We start from the raw sequence: 19,272 nt of genomic DNA, 5'->3' as shown, positions 1-19,272 counted from the left end.
CCGTGCTCACCAAGGAGGACAAATTTTTCTTTGCAGTCCTGCGAGCCATTGCATTTTCCTTCCCGTTGCAACTCTGCGTGTATGGCGACGGATAGTTTGTCTCCTTGATCTCGGAATTTCTCTCCGCAAGATGAGAGAAGAGCTATGCAGGCAAGTCCCCCCAAGATGCGTAGAAACTTAGCGGCCGGGTCTGTGTAACATTTAATTTTATTATTCATTTCAATGTATATGTCTACTTAGGTGGTCTATTCTGTTCTAACAATCAGACACAAACTTATAGAAATAGAAGCTGCACTTTCACAAGAGGCATCATCGCTCCCGCATTGTCTGCAATGGAGCTATAATGATCCGCCAAGTTCTGAAATGTCTGAGAGAACGAAAGATCAGGGTTCGCAGCGAATCTTTGAGCGTTAAGTTCAGCGTAATACGAGTTTGCACGAATTCCTGATTCAAGACCTGCTATCTCTGCCTCAAATGGCGCTCTTCCAGCAGCTATCGCGGCGTCATAGGAATTGTGATAAGCCTCAGAGAATCCATTGACAAAGTTGTTTGCTGCATCTGCCAGAGTACCTACCCATTGTTGAATCTGACTCGGCGTGAGAGCTTCGTTAGTCATGTTCAAATATCCTTGGTTGATTGAATCCATATGTTTGGCAGGCAAACAAGAAGAGCCCATGCCATAATTGCGGCGACATAGACAAAAAATGCTCCCCCAATGAATAGCCCAAGTGCACTGCCTGAGAATGCTCGATAGGCCGCCAATGATTGACCCACTGCACTATCACCAAGTATCAGCAACAATACCGGGGCCAATGCCAACAGCGGGCAAAACACAAAGGAAAAGATTGTTAATATAATTCGCGACACAATTGTATGCTTCGGATATTTATACCCTGAGAGCCTGCGGAATATAACAACGCAAATAATTGGAAGCGCAAGCACATACATTTCAAAAATGTATATCCAAGCCCGCGCAACCCCATGATCTCTGAACCCAAATAAATTATCATCCATTACATATCTTGCAATGAGATCCGAGGTCAGAACCCCCATTGCACTCAGATAAAGTGAGAGCTTGAATGCACCAGAAACTGATCTCCATTTCTCATTCAGCTCATACTGATTACCATTCAAATGGCGCATACAGGCCTCCAGACCAGAGTAAGACGTTCAGCAGTTTATCTGTTGGCTCGCCATTAGCTGCCCCCTAATTTAATATATGTTGTTACCCATATCGATAAACACACAATACAGCCATAAGACAAGAGCGCCAGCAACATCTGGGTAAAAGCAAAGACCGCGGGACTTTTGGATATAAATATTCCAGCTCCACTCATGATGGCTAGATCGACAGGACCATACAGCATAGATCATCACCCTTGCTCTCGTCACTCGACCCTTGGTTATCCCAGTAATGGGTCAACCCACTCAGATCACTGGGCAGAAGTGTCAACCTATTAGAACCATTCATTCTTCGAATATAGTCATCACTCGAACACAAGGTCACTTCTGGGCTTATTAATATTGAGATCTTGTTGCCGTGGCCAAGCCGTTCAAATTCCGCCTTGGTCGACTTCCCATACGGCCTTATTCCTGGAATCACCCCGGTGATCGATATGGCGCCCGCCTCCGTGAACTCTTTTTTGGGATGCGGCCACCTGTTTCTTCTCTTCAGGGAATCAACATAGTGGTAGCCGAGCGGCACTTCGTACTTCTTGCCCGCAAGCACGTACCTAACCGGCTCATCCAGATCAACTTCCTTCATGGGCGCGCAGCCAACCGACAGCGACAGCATCGCCGCGAGCGGAATTCCTATACAGGCAGCACCCATCCCACTCATCGTTCCCTCAGCGCCTCGCCGCCATGCTGCTTCAGCGGACTCAACAGGTAATCGATCACCCGGCGCTTCCCGGTCTTGATCTCCGCGCTCAGCGTCATGCCGGCGCTCATGCTCACCACCACACCATCGATTGCCAGCGTGCTGCCGTCCAGGCGGATCCGCGCGGGGAACACCAGGCCCTGGTTCTCGTCCTGCGCCGCGTCGTGCGAGACGCTGACGACCTTGCCGGTCAGATAGCCGTAGCGGGTGTATGGGAAGCTCTCGATTTTCACCGTGACCGGCTGGCCCGGCCGCACGAAGCCGATGTCCTTGTTGAGCACGGTCGCCTCGACCTCCAGCGCTTCCTGCGGCACCACCGCCAGCAACTGCTGCGCCGGAGTGACCACGCCGCCCACTGTATGCACAGCCAGCTGCTGCACAGTGCCATCCACCGGTGCACGCAGGGTCATCAACCGGTCCCGCTGGCCAGCCTTGGCCAGCTCGGGAGTGCCTTGCGCAATCTTTTGCTCGGCTTCGCGAAGTTGGTCCAGGGTCTGCTGGCGAAAGTCGGCGACCAGCACGCGCAGCTCTTCCTCGGCAGCGCTCAATGCCGAGCCGATTTCCTGCAGGCGGTTGCGCTGGGTCGCCAGGTCGCGCTCGGCGGCGAGGCGCTCCTGCTCGCGCACCAAGTACTCATGCCGCCCCACATACTTGCCTTCGACCAAGCGTCCATAGTCATCAGCGCGCATCTTGGAGATACGCGCCGACTCGGCCAGCGGCTCGATCACGTCGCGCGTAGTCCGCAGTTCCGCCCGACGCTGGGCGATTGCGGCCAGAAGATTGTGGCGCTTGGCCTGGAGCGCATCGAAATGACTGGTAGCCAAGGCCTGCTCGGCGACGAAGCGCTCGGCCGGCACATCCGGCGCTGGAGGCAGGCGTGGCGTCACTCCACGATCGATGGCTGTGGCCAGTGAGCTCAGGCGCAGCGCGGCCAGCCGCGCCTCGGTCAGCGCCTCGCCGGCCTGGGCGAGCTCGGCACCGGTGGTCGTGGCATCCAGCTCGATCAACGACTCACCCGACTTCACCTGTTGGCCGTCGCGCACCAGAATGCGGCGCACGACGGCGGTCTCGGCGGGCTGGATGACCTTGGTGCGTGAGTCGACCACCATCTTGCCAGGCGCCACCGCCACGATGTCCAGCTTGCCAAACACTGCCCACAGCAGGGCCACGCAGAACAAGGCGATGATGATCCGGATCGTCCAGCGCGCCGTCGGCGAGGTGGGCGATTCGACCAGTTCCAGCTGCGCCGGCAAGAACGCCAGTTCGTCTTCGGTGCGTTGGGGCGGATCCAGCTGGTCGCGGATGTTCCAGGCTGCGACGAAGGCCTGCCGGTAGCGGCCGCCGAACTCCTTGACGGCTTCGATAAGGTGCTTCATGCCATCCCCTGCTGCAGCGCGTACAGGTGGGCGTACTGGCCACTGGGTCCGTCCACCAGCTCGGCATGGGTGCCGGATTCGACGATGCGCCCCTTCTCGACCACGACGATGCGGTTGGCCATGCGTACCGTGGACAGGCGATGGGCGATGATCAGGACCGTACGGCCCTTGCAGATCTCGCGCATGTTCTGCATCACTGCGTACTCGGACTCATAGTCCAGCGCGCTGGTAGCTTCATCGAAGATCAGGATGCGCGGGTTGGTCACCAATGCCCTCGCGATGGCGATGCGCTGGCGCTGCCCGCCGGACAGGCCAGTGCCGTTGTCGCCGACCTGGGTGTCGTAGCCCTCGGGCAATTGCAGGATGAACTCATGCGCGCCAGCCAGTTGCGCCGCCTGGATGACCCGCTCCAGCGGCATGCCGGGATCGCTAAGCGCAATGTTTTCGCGGATGCTGCGATTGAAGAGGAAATTTTCCTGCAGCACCACGCCCAGTTGCCGGCGCAACCAGGCTGGATCGGCCAGCGTCAGGTCGTGGCCGTCGATCAGCACCCGGCCGCGCTCGGGCACGTACAGCCGCTGCACCAGCTTGGTCAGGGTGCTCTTGCCCGAACCGGAACGGCCGACGATGCCGATCACCTCGCCCTGGGCGATATCCAGGTCGATGCTGGCAAGGACTTCGGCCGCATCGGGGCGATAGCGGAACGTGACCTTCTCGAACGTCACGCGGCCCCGGATGTCCGGCAGGGCCATACGGCTGCCGGGCACCTCGGTACGGGTATTGAGGATGTCGCCCAGCCGCTCGACCGAGATCCCGACCTGCTGGAAGTCCTGCCACAACTGGGCCAAGCGCACAATCGGCGCGGCCACCTGCCCGGACAGCATGTTGAATGCAATTAACTGGCCAACCGAAAGCTTGCCGTCGATGACCAGCTTGGCTCCGAAGAACAGGACGCCGACGCCAACCAGCTTCTGCACCAATTGCACGCTTTGCTGGCCGATGTTGGCCAGGCGGGTGACGCGGAAGCTGGCGCCGACATAGCCGGCCAACTGGTTGTCCCAGGTGCGGGCCATGCGTGGATCGACCGCGGTGGCCTTGACCGTGCCGATGCCGCTGACGGTCTCGACCAGGAAGGATTGGTTTTCCGCGCCGCGAGCGAACTTGTCGTCCAGGCGCTTGCGCAGGATCGGGGTGATGCCAGCCGAGATCAGCGCATAGACCGGCAGCGACAGCATCACGATCAGGGTCAGCCAGCCGCTGTAGTAGAACATCACCGCCAGGAACACCCCGGTGAACAGCAGATCCAGCACCGAGGTCAACGCCTGCCCGGTCAGGAACGTGCGGATGTTCTCCAGTTCGCGCACGCGGGCAATGGTCTCGCCGACCCGGCGCGATTCAAAGTAGGCCAGCGGCAGGTTGAGGATGTGCCGGAACAGCCGCGCGCCCAGTTCCACGTCGATCTTGCTGGTGGTATGCGAGAACACATAGGTGCGCAGGCCGTTGAGGGTCACGTCGAACACGGCGATGGCCAGCAAGCCGGCCGCGATGACCTCCAGCGTGGTCATGCCGTGGTGGACCAGCACCTTGTCCATGACGACCTGGAAGAACAGCGGTGTGACCAGCGCGAACAGCTGGATGAACAGCGAGACGACGAAGACTTCCAGCAGGATGCGCCGGTACTTCACCACTGCCGGGACAAACCAGCGGAAATCGAACCTGGCCAGCTCGCCCAGCACCGAAGCCCGGGAAGCGACCAACAGCAGCCAGCCCGCATAGTGCTGATCGAACTGATCGCGCGTGAGCACCTGCGGCCGGCGTAGCCTCAGGTCCTGGATCAACACCTTCTGATCCCCAAGCTTGGCGACGATGAAATGCTCGCCATCTGGCTGCCAGGCCAGGGCCGGCAATGCCACCTTGTCCAGGCGATCGGCAGCGATATCCGAAAACTTGGCCTTCAGGCCGAGTTGCTTGGCAGCCAGAAGCAACGTGCTCTCGTCGAACGGCTCGCCTGCTCGGCCATGCTGGTGCGCCAGCTGCCCGGCATCGGCGGCGATGCCGTGGAACTGTGCCAACAGCCCCAATCCGGCCAAGCCAAGGTCTTCGTCTTCAGGCAAGGGCGCTGCCTCCCCCTCCATCGGCAGCTCGACAACAGCAAGACTCGGCCTTCCTTCGGCCATGACGGACTCCCCCAATCCTTGAAGCGTCATCCCCATTCGTTCTGGCTCTTGCTGCGGCCAAAGCGGACCTGTATCCCAGAAAGATCAGATCACGCAAACCATATTCATGTCAATCGATGCAATAAATGGCAATGGCGTGAGACGCACCGTCGACTCGATCGCGGGATCCCCCTTCCACTTCCTGACTCTTTCAACCGATGGTGTCACCGCTTTAGCGGTCGCCTTAATTGAGGCTATGCGACCACGCCAGCCTCCTATCCGAGCAGTCCTCTCTACTCCCGATAACGCCGCCTAATCACGAGCAACATGCGCAATCACCTCTACCGCGCCGCAGCACGGCCGTGGCTTTGAGTATCTGGTTGAGCTCAACAGGGTTGCATGGGAACCCCATCTTCCGCCGGCTCTCCCCGCGGGGGAGCAAGCTTTAAGGGGGATTGGGGCGTGCCCAACTATGTCAACAAGCGTGGCTGCCAGCGCTTGCTGTTAGCTTGTTGAGCCATGTCATGGCCATGACCCCGAGCATCGAAGCGTTGGTACGGTCATGGGCTATTTCCAAGCCGGGAACCTACTGACCAGTCCCGCCTCTACCTTGGAGGCTGCCTGAGGCCCCAAAAATTGGGGCCGTCGTGTAAGGACTAGCGCCCGGATCTCAGCAGACGCCAGGAGCGTGCGGACAAAGCGTCAAAGTCGACCCCTGAGTTGCGTCAGGTCAGGGCCGAAATGGGCCTAGCCGCCAAAGCCCACCATCAGGCAGTGCATGCCCTCATGCGCGACATCCTGTCTGACGACTTCCCCCGTGACCTGCGAATCGCCGATCTGCGCAGCGCCTTGCGCATCGTCAGAACCGAACGTGTTCCGCTGCCCAAGGCCGCCCTGCTAAGCGCCGGGACGCTGCGCTTCTTCGTGACCCGCTGAGAGTACAACGCCCCATAAAATGGGGCTTACGGCCGAATGGATCGTGCTATGGTGAAATCATGACCTTCCTGCGTCTGCCCCGCTTCCGAATACCGGCGTGATCGCCTGATCGATCACGCCCCTGTAGCTCAATGGGTAGAGCAGCGGATTTATATCCCGTCAGCGCCAGATAAGCGGCAAGTGCCGGTTCGAGCCCGGCCAGGGGCACCATGCCTCGCGTGAGTAGGACTCGCCATAGAAACCGCATCGCCTCCCCAGAGACATTGACTACGGACTGATCATCGCGATCTATGGCCGTGAGATGGCCGCCGACCAAGTGTCGCCTGAGATCCTTGATCTCCTGCAGATCGTTGCTCCAGATGGCGTCATCGCGCTGTCTGATATCCCGACAGGCCATCGCGAGGCGTTTTGGCTCTTTTCGGCCACGATCATTTGCTTTCCTCACAACGGCCGCAACTCTACCGCCGGTGATGACTGGCATGGGCCGAGGAAGGATTGACGCCGGACGACGTGCCTCACGAAACCAAGGGCACCTGGTACCGCAATCGTGTGCTGCGTCGATCTACGTAGCCGAACGCTGTTCACGGTCTTTCACCCTTAAGGGGAGTCTATCCATGACAGATCCAAATTCGCCTTTGCGGTTTGAGCTTGAAATCGGGCCGATCCCGGAAGAGGTTATCGACATGCGCCTGAAGCTGCAGGAGACCAGCTTACATCTGCGCTGGCATGCCGAGAAGCAAATGGTGCCCGGGGCCGATCATCTTCGTCTCCGGAGCGACCAGTTGGCGCGCGTTTCCATGGGCCACACGCACGTCATGAAAGCCGCCGAGACGCTCATCATTGATGGCGCTACACAAGAAGGTTTTGAGATCCTGAAAGGCGCAGTAACCCGTGCCAAGAGGCTGGAGCAATTTCTCGCTGAACGAGACCGCTGGTGGTAGCGAAAGGCTCGTGAGATTTTTCCTCGACACCGAGTGGGCCGACCTTACTGGCTCCGAACTGGTGAGCATTGCACTTATCAGCGAGGACGGCGCGCATCGCTTCTATGCCGAGCGCGATCCGCTGCCGGCGACGCCCACTGACTTTGTACGGCACATGATCTACCCGCTTCTGCAGGGCGATCCGGCCTCGATGTCCGAGATGGCCATGACTACCGGCCTGCATACCTTCTTGGGGGCCGCTACAGCGCCCCTCGTGCTGGCCGACCATCAGAATGACTTCAGGCTACTCGACGTCCCCCCGCCCTGAGTAGCAGCCAGGTTTAGAGTCCGGGGGTAATGCTATCGGTGTTGGCAAGATGTTGGGCATAGGCAGCCGGTGTCATGCCGCCGATTGCGTTCTTGGGTCGGTCCTCGTTGTATTCGCGTCGCCAGCGTTCGATCTCGGTGCGCGCGTGCAGCAACGTCGGGAACCAGTGCTCGTTGAGGCATTCGTCGCGTAGCCGGCCGTTGAACGATTCAACGTAGGCGTTCTGGTTCGGCTTGCCGGGCTGGATGAGCCGTAGCTGCACACCATGGGCATGCGCCCAGGCGACCATCGCCCTGCCGCAAAACTCCTTGCCGTTGTCAGTGCGGATCACCTTCGGCAAACCGCGACTGTGTGCCAACCGATCCAGCACGCGCGTCACGCCGTGCCCGGAGATCGCGCGCTCCACGTCGATGGCGACCGCTTCGTGGGTTGCGTCGTCCACGATCACCAGGCACTTGAGCACTCGAGCTTCGGCGGTGCGGTCGAACACGAAGTCCATCGACCACACCTGGTTAGCCTGCGATGGCCGCAGCAGCGGTTGACGCTCGCCCACCGGTACCTTCTTGCGCTTGCGGCGGCGCACTTGCAGCTGCTGCTCGCGGTACAACCGCTCCACCCGCTTGTAGTTCACGATGCGTCCTTCCTGTCGCAGTTTGAGATAGATCATCCCCACGCCATAACGGCGATGGCGATGCGCCAACGCAAGAATGCGCGCGCGCAGCTCAACGTTGCGGTCTTCGCGCGGGCAGTAGCGCAGCGCACTGGCGCTCATGCCGATCGCTGCCAAGGCGCGGCGCTCGCTGGCACCGCACCCGATCCACTCGCGCACCAGCGCACGACGCGCCGGTGCGCTCACCACTTTTTTCGCAGCGCATCCTTGATCAGGTCGTTCTCGAACACCTGCTCGGCCAGCAACTTCTTCAGCCGCGCGTTCTCGGCCTCCAGGTCCTTGAGCCGTTTGGCATCGGGCACGCTCATCCCGCCGAACTTGCTGCGCCATAGGTAGTACGAGGCCTCACTAAAGCCATGGCGCCGGCATAGGTCCTTGATCGCCACGCCCGCTTCGGCCTCACGCAGGAAGCCAATGATCTGTTCTTCGGAAAAACGCTTCTTCACGTCCAATCTCCTTGGGGTAGGGAATTGGACTCCAAACTGGGGCGCTACTCAAAGTTGGGGGGACGTCGTACTCACCCGGGCTACATCAGGGATTTCCTGCCCAGCCTGGACACCAATCCATGTGACGATCAGTGATGTGCTCGACCACCGAGAGCTGTATTTCCGACGGAACCCTGAAGCGCGAGCTCGCCGGCATCATGCGATGGTCGACGCTCAGGCTTTACGCTGGGCCTATTTGTACGTGGTTGAGGGGGTGGATTCTCAATGACTATACGATTCTTCCTTGACACCGAATGGGCTGATGTTCTGGGTGCTGACCTGGTGAGCATCGGCCTGATCAGCGAAGACGGCGTCCGCCGGTTTTATGCCGAGCGAGATCCGCTGCCGGCGGTGGCGACCGACTTTGTGCGCGCGACCGTCTACCCGCTCCTGCAGGGCGGATCAGCCTCGATGTCTGACATGGCCATGACGACGGGCTTGCGCGCCTTCCTGGGCGCTGATACGGCGCCTTTTGTACTGGCCGACTATCACCATGACCTGGCGCTGCTGCGCTACGTTCTGGCCGGCTTTGATTTGCCGGATGACCAAGCGCAGGCCTGCGGGCCGACCCCTCAGCCCGTCATGACAGTGATGCTAAAGAAAGGACTAACCGGGCAGCTGGTCGAGGACTGGTTTCAAGCACATCCAGAGCAAAGCGCCCGCCGGCACCACGCGTTGGTCGATGCTCAAGCGCTACGCATGGCCTGGCTGGTGGCAACCCGCCGCCTCGAGCCACCGGAGTGGGCGACTTCAGTCCAGCGACTCGGACTTCATAAGAATGAATACCCGTAGGCTACGATCCCATAACATCGAATGTAGCCCCCAAAAAAAAATGGAATTTAGGGCGCCATGGTAAAAAATATAATTTAATACAAATTGAGTGACGTACCGGCAGTGTGCGCTTAAATAACGTAGCCGCTCAAAATGATGATCTGTCCGCGCCAAATTTAGGCCCTGACTCAAGCCATGTGCATCACATCACGTCATGTCACATCACGTGATGTGGTTTTTACCGCGCATGAAATGCAAAGAAAAGTGTGGCATAACGACGCAAGCTCGCTAGCGTTTAAAGTTGCGGCCAGTTATTCGATGCTCTCAAAAAGCAGCGCCGCTTGAGTGGCATCAGCTAGTGACCTCGTTCCTCAAAATCGCGAGGGTGGATAAGGCCAATCCACCTTTGAATTTGGCCCATGGCTCCCGACCAGCAGTCCCTCCTAGGAAATCTTAAAACGGCCAGACATCGGAAAAGAACACGCCCGGCTGCAACCGGGCGCGGGGTCTTGCATCGAGATCACACTCGGACATTACCCAATTTTCGCAGACCTGTACACCCCTTTCTTAACGAAAGAACGGGTGCGCTGAAGAACTGCCTGGAGATCGTAATGTCTAAGAAAAAGATTACCAAGCTCGTGAGATACGTCGTCTATTCAATGTCGATCACAGCCACGAATGCGCCCAGTGGAGACGTTGTGCACCGAGTTAAGGCTCAACACGATCGAACGTCGCCAAAGCCAGAGCGGCCAGCCTTAGCCTTATACGATGGATATGCGTTGCTTAGCGAGCAAGAGCGGCGAATAGCCAGCCTATTTGTATATGTCGAAGCATTTAGCTGATCCGGCCCAGGAGGCTGCATGTCTTGGATCCCCGAGAACGGGGCGGCACGGGCCGCCCCGCAAATGAGTGCTGCGCCTGTCGATCTGGCCACGCCCTTACACAACGCATACCAGCGTCACTTCACCGCGAGAGAGTTGACCGGCCCCGAGCGCAAGCGCCTGGATGTCTTTAGCTTTCGCAGCTGTAAGGAGAATCGGCAAGTCGATGTCATAGGCCCATTCCAGTTGGGATTTCGTCTTCAATTGGAGTTCGATCCCACGATTACCGCCATCACGGAACGGCCGCGCTGCCTGGAAGTTGGCGGAAAGCAGGTCGAGCTTTCGTTTTGGTGGCGGCATCGCACAGGGCGTGAGCACTATGCGCTGCTGGTGCCCGACGGCGACACACTGCCCGGCTCAGATGGACGTCGACGACCGCGACAAGTCGAGCGTCTGCGTCTGGCCGCCCAGGATGCGGGCGTCGACCTGCGCCTGGTGACGGAAGAAGAGGTTCGCAACCTCGAGCATCGCACTGAGCTCGCCTTTCAGTTGCTGGCCTGGGTGCAATCCGCACCGTGGCTCAAGGCTGACCTGGTGCTGCGTCATGAAGTGGCTACCACGGTGGGTCGCTACGCCCGCTGCAGGATTGATCAGCTTGAGCAAGAGCTTGCTGTCTTCCCCCGTACTCACCTCTATGTCGTGGTGGCCGAACTGATCTATCTCGGCATATTAGGGACCGATGCCACGCGACGACTAACTAGGCGCTCGCTGATCTGGAGTGTGGTCCGATGAGCGTGAAGCTGACCCAAGTCGATGTGGAGGCGATTCTCGCCTGTCCTAAGCCCCAAGAAGCTGCTTTTAGTAAAGAGGACTGGACCGAAGTAGATAACCGCATACGCGCACTGGATAGCATCCTGGCGGGCGCCACAATGTTGTCGGTGGCCAAGAACCACTGCATTGATCGCAAGACGCTCAAGCGAATGGTGGAGAACGCGGTGCAACGCTCGATTCAGGAAGAGCGCATCGGATACGCCGTATGTATCCCGCAAAAACGCTTCGCCCCCCGCGCTCCGCTGGTAGCGGTGATGCCGCAGAAGGCGCACGCCTTCGCTTTTGAGATGGTGCTGCTAGCTATACCGGAGCTGGACCGCATGGTCAAAGCGTACAGAGGCGCTCTGCCAACGAGGCAACGTCGTAGTCCCGCCTTCGACCGCCTGTACAACGCAATGGCCAAAATCCTCCGTGAAAAGGGATACGCTGAAGCGTATCCGCTGAACACCGTCGATAGTGGACGTAGGGCGTTGCAGGTGTTCCTGCAGCGTTTGCGCAAAACGACCGAGGCCGAGCAAGCCGCCGAGCAACCGGAGTTGCCCAGCATTACTCGCATTGAGCACTTGTTCCCCCTGCAGCCTTTTGACCGAATCGAGTTTGACGAGCACCTCATTGACATCGACAGCTGGGTTGCCCTGCCTTTGGCCGATGGGACCTACCGCTTGGAAAGGGTCAGGCAACTGTGGATTCTGGTCATCGTAGATGTGGGCAGTGGCGCCATCCTGGCGTGGTCGCTGGTTGTCGGACGTAAGTACCACCGGCTAGACGTGCTGGAATTGTTTGCCAAGGCCCTACGACCTTGGTCGCCCCGAGACCTGGTGGTTCCAGATATGCGCTACTCGCCGCGTGCATGGATGCCTTCGTGTTATCTGGAAGACGGCTTGGTGCCTCGAAGTCTGATGGCTGCGCTGGATAACGACAGTAGCCATTTGGCGAAGATGACCTTGGACAACCTCGTCGATTACCACCTGGGAATCCTGCATTTCGGGCGGTCCGGCATGGGCCAGGGGCGCGCCTATATCGAGGCAACCTTTAGAATCCTGGAGAACGAGCTCCTGCGCTACATCGCCGGCGGCTTCATGCCTGAGACCTCTCAGGGTGCGCGCTATGCAACTTCCACGCTTCAAGGTGATCGCTACCCGATCATCGTGGAGTTCATGGAAGACTTAATCGACACCTACTTCACTGCTCACAACGTCACCAGCCGCAGCACACGCGAACCGCGTTCACCAAAGGATCTGATCGATGGCTATCTGGCTTCCGGCGCCCTGCTGTGGCGCTGTCCAGATAGCGAAGAGCATGCCCGCCGACTGACGGTCAAGCGCATGACGGTGACCATCAAAGGCTCCAAGCAGAGCAAGGTGCCTCCCTTGGTCTATCAGGACTACGCCCGCTACCGTTCACCCGTGGTGAATGGTCAATGGGGACTGATCGGTAACACCTACGCGGCCACGTACGAAGATCCTAATGATATCCGCGGGCTGACGCTGTGGGACGACGACGGCAAACGCGTCATGACGTTGCACGCCATGACGCCCTACAGCCAGGTTCCCCATTCGTTGGCTACGCGCATCCGGGCCGCGGTCTGGAATCGAAATCCTGAGGCACGGGCAGACGGCGACATTGAGCATCCCGACAACATCTTGGCGTACCACGCTGCAGTTCGTTTGGCCGCAGCCAGGATGAAGGGTTGGGCCTCGGGCTTGATCATCAGCGGGGAAGTGCCGTGTGTTCCGATCGCTCGACCGGCCGTCCGAGATGCACCCGCGCCTTTGGCCGGGATTCGACCGCCCCCCGGGCAGTTCCAGCTGCGTTGAGTCGAGGATCGCCATGACTTTAGAACTCCACCCGCTCAAGCGGAAGCGACGTCCTTCAATTATCACCCGCCCTAATGAGCGTCTAACGATGGATGTAGGCACGACCTTAATGTATGGCCGCCCCAGCATGCGTGTCAAAGGCGCAGGCCGCGCCGGTAAAACCACCTCAGTTAACACGTTACAGCGATTGCATACCTGGCGTCCTTACAACATCGGGTTCCTGCGGATGATCGCTGGCAATCCCGATCGACATACCGAGACCAATCTGCTGCGTGAGATGTCGCTCGGAATTGGGCTGCAAGGCTCGCGAAACGCAAATGCCCAGGATTCATTGGCGCGCATCATCCGGGCCGTCGAGGAAGAAGCTGGTCGGGCCAATGCCGATCTGGTGATCTTCATTGTGGACTCTGCTGAACTGCTCACGCTTGATGACTACGAGCATCTTGCCAAGGTGCAGAATCATTTCGATGACGACTTGCGCCTGTTCTTTCTGTTCGTATGTCAGGACGATAACAAAACCGCCGGGGTCGACGCCCTGGAGATTTTGGCCCCGCCACACATCTATGGTCGCTTCTTTGTAGATCGCCATGACTTCACTGGCTTGCTCTGGGAGGTGCCCGAGCTCGAACGCCATGAACAAAGTGCTTGTGATGTTGCGCTGGCGTTTCGCGAATATGACGAAGGGCTTCGGTGGCCCGAAGTCGACTCGCCATCAGCCACCGAAACCTTCGCGCCTACTGCCTACAGCAGGGGCTGGCGCCTTGAGCATGAAGTGGATGCCATCCGCCAAGAGATAAAACTGCTGTGTACGAGCGCGGAATTGGCTGTGCCACAGGATTGGCTCATGGCGTCATTCGAGGTATTCGTCTACCACGTGCTCGTGCACGTGGCGGGCAATCGGCCAGACTTCGAAAAATTAACGAAGGAAGATATTAACGAAGCGCTGAGGGCCTCGGCTTTCGTCTCCTTTGAGCGTGCGCGCCAGAAGGTCCGCAAATGAGCCAGGTCGCGAAGCTCGGCTTGCGTCTGGTGGGAGACCGTTTTGGCCTAGTGCCCGCGCAGTCCGCTTTCGGCTGCCTCGTTCGGCTGGCGCGTCTGAATCAACTCGGATCATCGGATTACCGGAGCTTCTTCGCGCTCTACGTGCGCAGACAGGATGACTTGCATCATGCCCTGGTTACCTCACAACGCCGCCGTCAGGCCATGGCGGAGGCGTTGAAGATTGAGTTGCCGACGGCATGGGATCCCGCGGTCTGGAAGCCTTATCGGGAGCATCAGGTGACTGGCGCGGCCACCACGCCGTTTCGGTATTGCCTAGCCTGCATTCGGGTGGGCTATCACTGCCATGTGCATCAGTTGCCTTGGATAACCCACTGCCCTTGGCATGGGGTCCTTCTGAGAACAAACTGCTCAAAGTGTGGTGGCTCCCTGGCCATGACTACCGGGGCCGGCCGGAAGCTCCTCACTTGTGGCTGCGGCGCGGACTTACTCAACGAATCGGCGGCCGCCCGTCTTAATTGCCCCATGCCTGGGGCTGATCAATACATCGATGACTACCTTACGTGGGCTCAGACTCAGCGAAACTGTCAGGTATTGGTGGGCGCGCCACCCTTGGCACCTGATTTCGAAGCGCTGGGCCGCCTGATAGAGCTACCCGTCAAGCTGCGCTGGCCGAGCATGGTACGCCTGCCGGAACAAGCGTCGAGCCGGGCCTACCGGCGCGGACTAAGCTCTGACCAGATGGATCCACAGGAGGATGCCCGGCGGCTGATGGGTTTGAGGGACTCCATCCCCCGGATGCTGCACCTGCCGGAATTCCTGGTCCCCACTTGCAAAGCGGTCGTACGAGAGATCGCGCTGACCCTACCCCAAGGGAGCCTCAGCCCCAGGGAACAAGCCCTGTTCTTAGGGAGCCCATCTCAACCTTTCGGTCCGCCATCTGGCCGCGAAGGGTCAGCGGTATTGCGTTCCTTGCCGCCCTTGCCGATTGGCAGCCAGAGATTCCTCAACCTTCAGTCCGTGCATCCCGTATGCGCCAGGTTCCTCGTGCATCTAGAGGACTGCTTCTTCATGGCCCATGAGGAGTTGCCGTCCAATCTTCATCCGCTCGCCCACGGGCTGCTTCGTCGCGTTCAGTGCGACGTCTTGGGGCGACACTATTCGGAGGGCTTACGGGCGATCTTGGCCCGATATGTCCCTGAGCTGTACAGCGGTTGCAAGAAAAGGCTCCGGTTGAGCGCTCCATTGGCATTGGTGAGGTTTGATGCCGTTCCCGTAGTCCGCATGGCTTTCGCGCCCATGAGTGCCTATGAGGACGCTAACGACTTGTCAGCGGCGGCGGGCTCGAGATAGGACCTAAGGCGTGTGGAATTTGGCCAAACTCGGCTGCGCCGGGTTGGATTGTGCGGAGACTTGAGTGCGGCGCGTGGACACTGGGGCGATCAGAGTGCATTGCTTTGAAAACTGGGGAGATGAGAGTGCGGAGGGATAAGCGGCCACAAAGGGCAACTGCGCTCCCTGGCCCATATCAATCAAGCACTTGCCGATGCGCAACTACGGTGTGTGCAACAAGCGCTGACGCCCTGGTAGTACACCCTTATTCAATCAGGCAGATCAGCCAGGTAGTCCGTCCGCTTCTGTCGCTTCGCGGCGGCTTCGATCGCAGCGTGTGCGTGCGCCATCACTTGGTCGTGCGAAATCGTCGGCCGCGTGTCGGCCACGGCGCGCTCGATCTTCGCCCTGAACCACCGGTCGTAGTTCTCGGCGGCTTCGGTGGACTCAAATTCGGAAACACGAGGATCGAGCTTGATCGGCATGGTGTACCCAGACCTTAGTAGAAGTCACTGCGGCTTTGTTGGTAGCTCTCGAAGGCGTGCTCGATCTCAGTATCAGTGGGATCTTGGTAGATTGAGCCAGTGGGCTTTTGCAATCGTTGAGCGACACGGTACCACCCCCGAAAATCTTCAAAGAAAAAGACGAAGCCCGACTTGGCAACAATGTCCTCCGGAGAAAACAGGGGTTCGATTGAAAGCATGCGTTGGGATCTAGACGCCCTACGCAAGCACGTTGAACAAATGTTTGGCCAAGGGCAGCGACGGATCGCGGCCAACTGCATCCGATCCGTGATCGATCGACGCTCTTTCAGTCGCCTCCACTACCACGAAGCCATGCGCACCATCGCTTCCAAGATCGACGGCAGGCCTGACTACGAGGTCATGGCTGCCATGCTTGGAGCCTACGACAAGGACACTGGTTCCTTCGAGGATGCCAGGTTCACAGCCTACGCCAACATCATGGCCTGCGTGCACAACATGAGAGCGGTCTCAGACAACTTGGTGCACCTGGTCTACTTCGCCACTGGCATGAACCTGGACAAAGCCACCCGTGTTGAAGAAAGGCGAATTAGCTGGAATAAGATCAAAGACAAGTTGGGAGCGCAGGAGGTCCGCAACGATCTTGATGCCCTGCACAGCCATGCGGATTTCAAGTATCTGGTCGCGCTGGACAACCACTGCAAGCATCGCGGGATCGTCGATATCGGCTTTTCCGTCAGCGCTGTCGAGGATACTTATGGAATGCGGATCAATGCCTTCTCCTATGAAGGCGCCGAGTACCCTCAACGATGGGTCAGGCCTCTTCTCGCTTTGGAATACCACCGCCAGGAAACTCAGATCATGCTCACTGGTAACCACCTGAACGACTACGTCGCAGGTCTTTGCCACCCGAACATGTCATAGACCTGGCCATGCAGCTCATTGGCCTTGACTTGATCCTTCGCCAAGGCAATGACGCCTTGAAGTGCTAGGTAGCCGTGGACGTCGGCAATCCTCAACCCATCGGCCACTACCTCAGGCGGATAGCTAGGCCTTACCTCTCCATCCTTGAAGCGCCACTGCATATGGAGGATGCCGCCATGCGTGAAGCCATGCAGATTGCGCCGCATCTGCTCTGTGTCTTTCACCATGGACGATTCAAAGAACTGGATCTTGTCCAGGTCTCGCTGCATGCCATCCAGGTTGCGTGTAAATCGGTGTTCCAAGATGAGATCTAGGTGTTTGTCCTTTGCACAGTGGTGCAGCCATGCACCCCATGTCCAGGCTTCGACACATGGCCGCAGCAGCGCCAGAGCTGAGCCCCACATGTCCTCTTCGACAAGCTCGATGATGGCTCCATGGTGATCCATGGCCAGTTGGTAGGAGCTGGCGGACATGATGATGCGAGGCGTGTGATCAGCTTTCACGCTATTGGAGCTGTTGTAAAGCCAAGCATCGATGCGCTTGGAGCGGGCCAGCTGCTCGACAAGGCCCTCGACGAGTGAGTCGGAATCCTTCATCTAGGAATAGATCTCCCCCACTCGTCAACGTCGCCCCGCTGCGCCTGGATATGCTGGCCCAGTTCCGGGAACGCCTCCATGATTAGGCGATCATAATCGAGAAAAGAGGAATGCGCTTCGCAAGGCCTGCCTGCCCTATCGCAAGCCATTAAGGTCCAAGTGAGGAATGGCAGAACGTCCGGAATTGCTTGAGAATGGCGATTCATGACTACGAGGCTCGATACCTCTACGATCATCGCTTCCACTCATCTCGCCAGACGTCAAGCGGCATCGGCGCGCTTAACCCGCTGCGGCCTTTGGAGCGCCTGCGCTCCTCCTGATGCATAGCCAATGAGAGGTAGATCAGTGCCGATCTAGCTAACTGCAGCAGTCGCAATGTTTTCTGTTCCAAATCGGATCGTGTAATACCATAGGCCAGCGTATCTCGAAATCGGCCGTCAACATCAGATACGGGAAGAAGTAATTCGTGGACTTTTACGTACTTGTGCTCTAGGTGATTGCGAAGCTCCGCACATGCATCCAGACGACGCCAGCCAGCGGGTCAGTCACGAGACGATCTACGCGGCCATCTACGCGCATCCGCGCGGCGGCCTGAAGCAGGCCCTGGTCGATGCATTGCGCCAGAGCAAGCCCACGCGAGGCCGCAGGCGCACCACAGCAGCGGCGCGCACCTGGGTACCGGAGGAGCTGCGCATCGTGCATCGGCCCGAAGCGGTGGAACAGCGCCTGCTGCCGGGGCATTGGGAGGGCGACCTGATCAAGGGCGCGTTCAACCGGTCCTGCGTGGGCACGCTGGTCGAGCGCAAGACACGCTTCGTGGTGCTGTGCAGGATGGATGGCTGCACCGCGGACGCCGCGCTGGAAGGCTTCACTCGCCAGATGAAGAAGCTGCCGGCCTTCCTGCGCGAGAGCCTGACCTACGACCGCGGAACGGAACTGACCTGTTACGAGGAGCTGATGCGACGGTTGAACATCGACGTGTGGTTCGCCGATCCGTATGCGCCGTGGCAGCGGGGCAGCAACGAGAACACCAATGGCCTGCTGCGCCAGTTCCTGCCCAAGGGCGTGGACTTGTCGCAAGCGAGCCAGGAGTACCTCAATCACGTCGCCAAGCTGATGAATGGGCGTCCTCGCCAGACATTAGGCTGGGCCATGCCGGCAGCGGCCATGGAGAAGGAAATCCTCGCCTTCAAATCACGTGTTGCACTTGATTCTTGAGACCGCCCTGACATCTAGCCCCCCTGAAACGTCACCGCGCCTTGCTTGTCAGGAAAGCACTGGACAACCACCTTGCTTCCAATCCTATCCTGATCAGGCTGTCTATGTTTGCGACGCCTGTTGGCGCGCTTTCCACTGGTAGGTGTGCCCGTAGAGGTCCCGGCCCGCCGGCTCGGTAACCTTGGCCAACCAAGATACACTGCAACCAGTGTCTCGAGAGTGTCCGCTTGATGAGCGAGCCGGAGTGGAAGCGTTACCAGCAAGCCACGGCCGAGCACTTCTGGTAGCCGATCTGCGTGCTGGGCTTGTTGCGCTGCTTGGAGTGATCCTCCATGAACTTCTTGCACAATTCCGCGACCGTAGGGGCAGATCGGGCCGCTGCCTTGTCGGCGGCCGGGTCGCCGCCTCGGCGCACTTGGGCCAGCCATTCCTGCGCCAGCGAACGGGCCTGTTCAACGGTCAATTCCCCGTATAGGCCCAAGGCAGGCTTGCGGCGTTCCCCGGCGTTCGTCCGGTACTGGAGCATGAACACCTTGCGGCCCGCTGGTGTAATCTTGCACAAGAAGCCAGGCACCAGGGTATCCCTGAGTTCGACGGCCTGCGCCTGGGGTTGTGCCGTATCGACTGCGGACTTGGTGAGCTTGATTTTCGCCATGATGACTCCTCGGAAAGACCCGATTCCCAAGAGCCTCATAGGGGCCACCAGCAGGGAAGTCAGGTCAGGTTTCGGA

At 58.8% G+C, this 19,272-nt stretch carries 21 protein-coding genes, 1 tRNA gene and 1 pseudogene; 12 read left to right on the top strand and 11 right to left on the bottom strand.

Going from position 1 to position 19,272, the window contains the following annotated elements:
* Window positions 1-274 precede the first annotated feature (274 nt).
* The 5 genes from FZ025_RS20215 to FZ025_RS20195 all read right to left on the bottom strand — a co-directional run bounded on the left by FZ025_RS20215 (window position 275) and on the right by FZ025_RS20195 (window position 5,390).
* Complete coding sequence (locus FZ025_RS20215) at window positions 275-616, bottom strand: hypothetical protein (RefSeq protein ID WP_146093629.1); 342 nt, start codon at window positions 614-616, stop codon at window positions 275-277.
* Between the two features lie 2 nt (window positions 617-618).
* The gene (locus FZ025_RS20210) at window positions 619-1,143 is read right to left on the bottom strand and encodes a hypothetical protein (protein ID WP_146093628.1); all 525 of its coding nucleotides are present in this window, start codon (window positions 1,141-1,143) and stop codon (window positions 619-621) included.
* Window positions 1,144-1,342: 199 nt separating this feature from the next.
* Window positions 1,343-1,840, bottom strand: a complete 498-nt coding sequence (locus FZ025_RS20205) for a hypothetical protein (protein ID WP_146093627.1) — start codon at window positions 1,838-1,840, stop codon at window positions 1,343-1,345.
* Window positions 1,837-3,255 carry an HlyD family type I secretion periplasmic adaptor subunit gene (locus FZ025_RS20200; protein WP_158185605.1) on the bottom strand — a complete coding sequence of 473 codons (1,419 nt, stop codon included), beginning with the start codon at window positions 3,253-3,255 and terminating at the stop codon, window positions 1,837-1,839. The genes FZ025_RS20205 and FZ025_RS20200 overlap by 4 nt, the downstream gene beginning before the upstream one ends.
* Window positions 3,252-5,390: a type I secretion system permease/ATPase gene (locus FZ025_RS20195; protein WP_208803837.1), complete on the bottom strand. Its 2,139-nt coding sequence runs from the start codon at window positions 5,388-5,390 to the stop codon at window positions 3,252-3,254. Before FZ025_RS20195 ends, FZ025_RS20200 begins: the two co-directional genes overlap by 4 nt.
* Before the next feature lie 807 nt (window positions 5,391-6,197).
* Here FZ025_RS20195 and FZ025_RS20190 point away from each other — a divergent pair.
* The 5 genes from FZ025_RS20190 (at window position 6,198) to FZ025_RS20170 (ending at window position 7,595) form a co-directional block, all read left to right on the top strand.
* Window positions 6,198-6,347 carry a hypothetical protein gene (locus FZ025_RS20190; protein ID WP_158185603.1) on the top strand — a complete coding sequence of 50 codons (150 nt, stop codon included), beginning with the start codon at window positions 6,198-6,200 and terminating at the stop codon, window positions 6,345-6,347.
* Window positions 6,348-6,464: 117 nt separating this feature from the next.
* Window positions 6,465-6,557, top strand: a tRNA-Ile gene (locus tag FZ025_RS20185).
* Window positions 6,558-6,648: 91 nt separating this feature from the next.
* Window positions 6,649-6,846 (top strand): hypothetical protein, encoded by a 198-nt coding sequence (locus tag FZ025_RS20180; protein WP_046981271.1) that lies wholly within the window; start codon window positions 6,649-6,651, stop codon window positions 6,844-6,846.
* A gap of 115 nt (window positions 6,847-6,961) precedes the next feature.
* Window positions 6,962-7,288, top strand: coding sequence for a hypothetical protein (locus tag FZ025_RS20175; RefSeq protein ID WP_046981270.1), 327 nt, complete (start codon window positions 6,962-6,964; stop codon window positions 7,286-7,288).
* A 10-nt stretch (window positions 7,289-7,298) separates the two neighbouring features.
* Window positions 7,299-7,595, top strand: coding sequence for a 3'-5' exoribonuclease (locus FZ025_RS20170; protein ID WP_146093665.1), 297 nt, complete (start codon window positions 7,299-7,301; stop codon window positions 7,593-7,595).
* 13 nt (window positions 7,596-7,608) lie between these two features.
* On the opposite strand, the gene FZ025_RS20165 is transcribed toward FZ025_RS20170, so the two are convergent.
* Window positions 7,609-8,711 (bottom strand): IS3 family transposase gene (locus FZ025_RS20165; protein WP_104559073.1). Its coding sequence is split into 2 segments (ribosomal slippage): window positions 7,609-8,453 and window positions 8,453-8,711, totalling 1,104 coding nucleotides; the frame shifts between segments, so codons are not numbered across the junction.
* 264 nt (window positions 8,712-8,975) lie between these two features.
* On the opposite strand from FZ025_RS20165, the gene FZ025_RS20160 reads away from it, so the two are divergent.
* From FZ025_RS20160 to FZ025_RS20140, 5 genes are all read left to right on the top strand, one after another.
* Window positions 8,976-9,542, top strand: coding sequence for a 3'-5' exoribonuclease (locus tag FZ025_RS20160; protein WP_046981574.1), 567 nt, complete (start codon window positions 8,976-8,978; stop codon window positions 9,540-9,542).
* Window positions 9,543-10,381: 839 nt separating this feature from the next.
* Window positions 10,382-11,134 carry a hypothetical protein gene (locus tag FZ025_RS20155; protein WP_046981573.1) on the top strand — a complete coding sequence of 251 codons (753 nt, stop codon included), beginning with the start codon at window positions 10,382-10,384 and terminating at the stop codon, window positions 11,132-11,134.
* Complete coding sequence (locus FZ025_RS20150; RefSeq protein ID WP_053057398.1) at window positions 11,131-12,990, top strand: hypothetical protein; 1,860 nt, start codon at window positions 11,131-11,133, stop codon at window positions 12,988-12,990. Before FZ025_RS20155 ends, FZ025_RS20150 begins: the two co-directional genes overlap by 4 nt.
* 13 nt (window positions 12,991-13,003) lie before the next feature.
* Window positions 13,004-13,990, top strand: coding sequence for an ATP-binding protein (locus FZ025_RS20145; protein ID WP_046981572.1), 987 nt, complete (start codon window positions 13,004-13,006; stop codon window positions 13,988-13,990).
* A complete protein-coding gene (locus FZ025_RS20140; protein ID WP_146093650.1) occupies window positions 13,987-15,342 on the top strand; it encodes a hypothetical protein in 1,356 nt (451 codons plus the stop codon). Before FZ025_RS20145 ends, FZ025_RS20140 begins: the two co-directional genes overlap by 4 nt.
* Before the next feature lie 248 nt (window positions 15,343-15,590).
* Here FZ025_RS20140 and relB read toward each other — a convergent pair whose 3' ends face one another.
* Window positions 15,591-15,806 carry a type II toxin-antitoxin system RelB family antitoxin gene (gene relB, locus FZ025_RS20135; RefSeq protein WP_046979013.1) on the bottom strand — a complete coding sequence of 72 codons (216 nt, stop codon included), beginning with the start codon at window positions 15,804-15,806 and terminating at the stop codon, window positions 15,591-15,593.
* A gap of 14 nt (window positions 15,807-15,820) precedes the next feature.
* A complete protein-coding gene (locus FZ025_RS21925) occupies window positions 15,821-16,024 on the bottom strand; it encodes a hypothetical protein (protein WP_167523861.1) in 204 nt (67 codons plus the stop codon).
* A 133-nt stretch (window positions 16,025-16,157) separates the two neighbouring features.
* Between FZ025_RS21925 and FZ025_RS20130 the strand changes: the two genes are divergently transcribed.
* The gene (locus FZ025_RS20130) at window positions 16,158-16,727 is read left to right on the top strand and encodes a protein kinase family protein (RefSeq protein WP_244292415.1); all 570 of its coding nucleotides are present in this window, start codon (window positions 16,158-16,160) and stop codon (window positions 16,725-16,727) included.
* Here the strand turns inward: FZ025_RS20130 and FZ025_RS20125 are convergent.
* Window positions 16,691-17,323: a DUF6988 family protein gene (locus FZ025_RS20125; RefSeq protein WP_046979011.1), complete on the bottom strand. Its 633-nt coding sequence runs from the start codon at window positions 17,321-17,323 to the stop codon at window positions 16,691-16,693. The genes FZ025_RS20130 and FZ025_RS20125 overlap by 37 nt on opposite strands.
* Window positions 17,324-17,555: 232 nt before the next feature.
* The gene (locus FZ025_RS22965) at window positions 17,556-17,846 is read right to left on the bottom strand and encodes an LA2681 family HEPN domain-containing protein (protein ID WP_158185622.1); all 291 of its coding nucleotides are present in this window, start codon (window positions 17,844-17,846) and stop codon (window positions 17,556-17,558) included.
* On the opposite strand from FZ025_RS22965, the pseudogene FZ025_RS20115 reads away from it, so the two are divergent.
* Window positions 17,837-18,541: pseudogene (locus tag FZ025_RS20115) on the top strand (IS30 family transposase); the annotation flags it as partial. The gene FZ025_RS22965 and the pseudogene FZ025_RS20115 sit on opposite strands and share 10 nt — an antisense overlap.
* A 253-nt stretch (window positions 18,542-18,794) precedes the next feature.
* Here FZ025_RS20115 and FZ025_RS20110 read toward each other — a convergent pair.
* Window positions 18,795-19,196 carry an Arm DNA-binding domain-containing protein gene (locus FZ025_RS20110; protein ID WP_046980310.1) on the bottom strand — a complete coding sequence of 134 codons (402 nt, stop codon included), beginning with the start codon at window positions 19,194-19,196 and terminating at the stop codon, window positions 18,795-18,797.
* Window positions 19,197-19,272: the final 76 nt, after the last annotated feature.

The organism is Xanthomonas hyacinthi, from assembly GCF_009769165.1.
In the GTDB taxonomy this organism is placed as follows: domain Bacteria; phylum Pseudomonadota; class Gammaproteobacteria; order Xanthomonadales; family Xanthomonadaceae; genus Xanthomonas_A; species Xanthomonas_A hyacinthi.
This window is presented reverse-complemented; position numbering and strand designations above follow the sequence as displayed.

What these genes read in the sequence shown, in the direction of transcription:
- FZ025_RS20215 (WP_146093629.1), bottom strand. Translation starts at nt 616, where the DNA reads ATGACTAACGAAGCTCTCACGCCGAGTCAGATTCAACAATGGGTAGGT.
- FZ025_RS20210 (WP_146093628.1), bottom strand. Translation starts at nt 1,143, where the DNA reads ATGCGCCATTTGAATGGTAATCAGTATGAGCTGAATGAGAAATGGAGA.
- FZ025_RS20205 (WP_146093627.1), bottom strand. Translation starts at nt 1,840, where the DNA reads ATGAGTGGGATGGGTGCTGCCTGTATAGGAATTCCGCTCGCGGCGATG.
- FZ025_RS20200 (WP_158185605.1), bottom strand. Translation starts at nt 3,255, where the DNA reads ATGAAGCACCTTATCGAAGCCGTCAAGGAGTTCGGCGGCCGCTACCGG.
- FZ025_RS20195 (WP_208803837.1), bottom strand. Translation starts at nt 5,390, where the DNA reads ATGGAGGGGGAGGCAGCGCCCTTGCCTGAAGACGAAGACCTTGGCTTG.
- FZ025_RS20190 (WP_158185603.1), top strand. Translation starts at nt 6,198, where the DNA reads ATGCGCGACATCCTGTCTGACGACTTCCCCCGTGACCTGCGAATCGCC.
- FZ025_RS20180 (WP_046981271.1), top strand. Translation starts at nt 6,649, where the DNA reads ATGGCCGCCGACCAAGTGTCGCCTGAGATCCTTGATCTCCTGCAGATC.
- FZ025_RS20175 (WP_046981270.1), top strand. Translation starts at nt 6,962, where the DNA reads ATGACAGATCCAAATTCGCCTTTGCGGTTTGAGCTTGAAATCGGGCCG.
- FZ025_RS20160 (WP_046981574.1), top strand. Translation starts at nt 8,976, where the DNA reads ATGACTATACGATTCTTCCTTGACACCGAATGGGCTGATGTTCTGGGT.
- FZ025_RS20155 (WP_046981573.1), top strand. Translation starts at nt 10,382, where the DNA reads ATGTCTTGGATCCCCGAGAACGGGGCGGCACGGGCCGCCCCGCAAATG.
- FZ025_RS20150 (WP_053057398.1), top strand. Translation starts at nt 11,131, where the DNA reads ATGAGCGTGAAGCTGACCCAAGTCGATGTGGAGGCGATTCTCGCCTGT.
- FZ025_RS20145 (WP_046981572.1), top strand. Translation starts at nt 13,004, where the DNA reads ATGACTTTAGAACTCCACCCGCTCAAGCGGAAGCGACGTCCTTCAATT.
- FZ025_RS20140 (WP_146093650.1), top strand. Translation starts at nt 13,987, where the DNA reads ATGAGCCAGGTCGCGAAGCTCGGCTTGCGTCTGGTGGGAGACCGTTTT.
- relB (WP_046979013.1), bottom strand. Translation starts at nt 15,806, where the DNA reads ATGCCGATCAAGCTCGATCCTCGTGTTTCCGAATTTGAGTCCACCGAA.
- FZ025_RS21925 (WP_167523861.1), bottom strand. Translation starts at nt 16,024, where the DNA reads ATGCTTTCAATCGAACCCCTGTTTTCTCCGGAGGACATTGTTGCCAAG.
- FZ025_RS20130 (WP_244292415.1), top strand. Translation starts at nt 16,158, where the DNA reads ATGCGCACCATCGCTTCCAAGATCGACGGCAGGCCTGACTACGAGGTC.
- FZ025_RS20125 (WP_046979011.1), bottom strand. Translation starts at nt 17,323, where the DNA reads ATGAAGGATTCCGACTCACTCGTCGAGGGCCTTGTCGAGCAGCTGGCC.
- FZ025_RS20110 (WP_046980310.1), bottom strand. Translation starts at nt 19,196, where the DNA reads ATGGCGAAAATCAAGCTCACCAAGTCCGCAGTCGATACGGCACAACCC.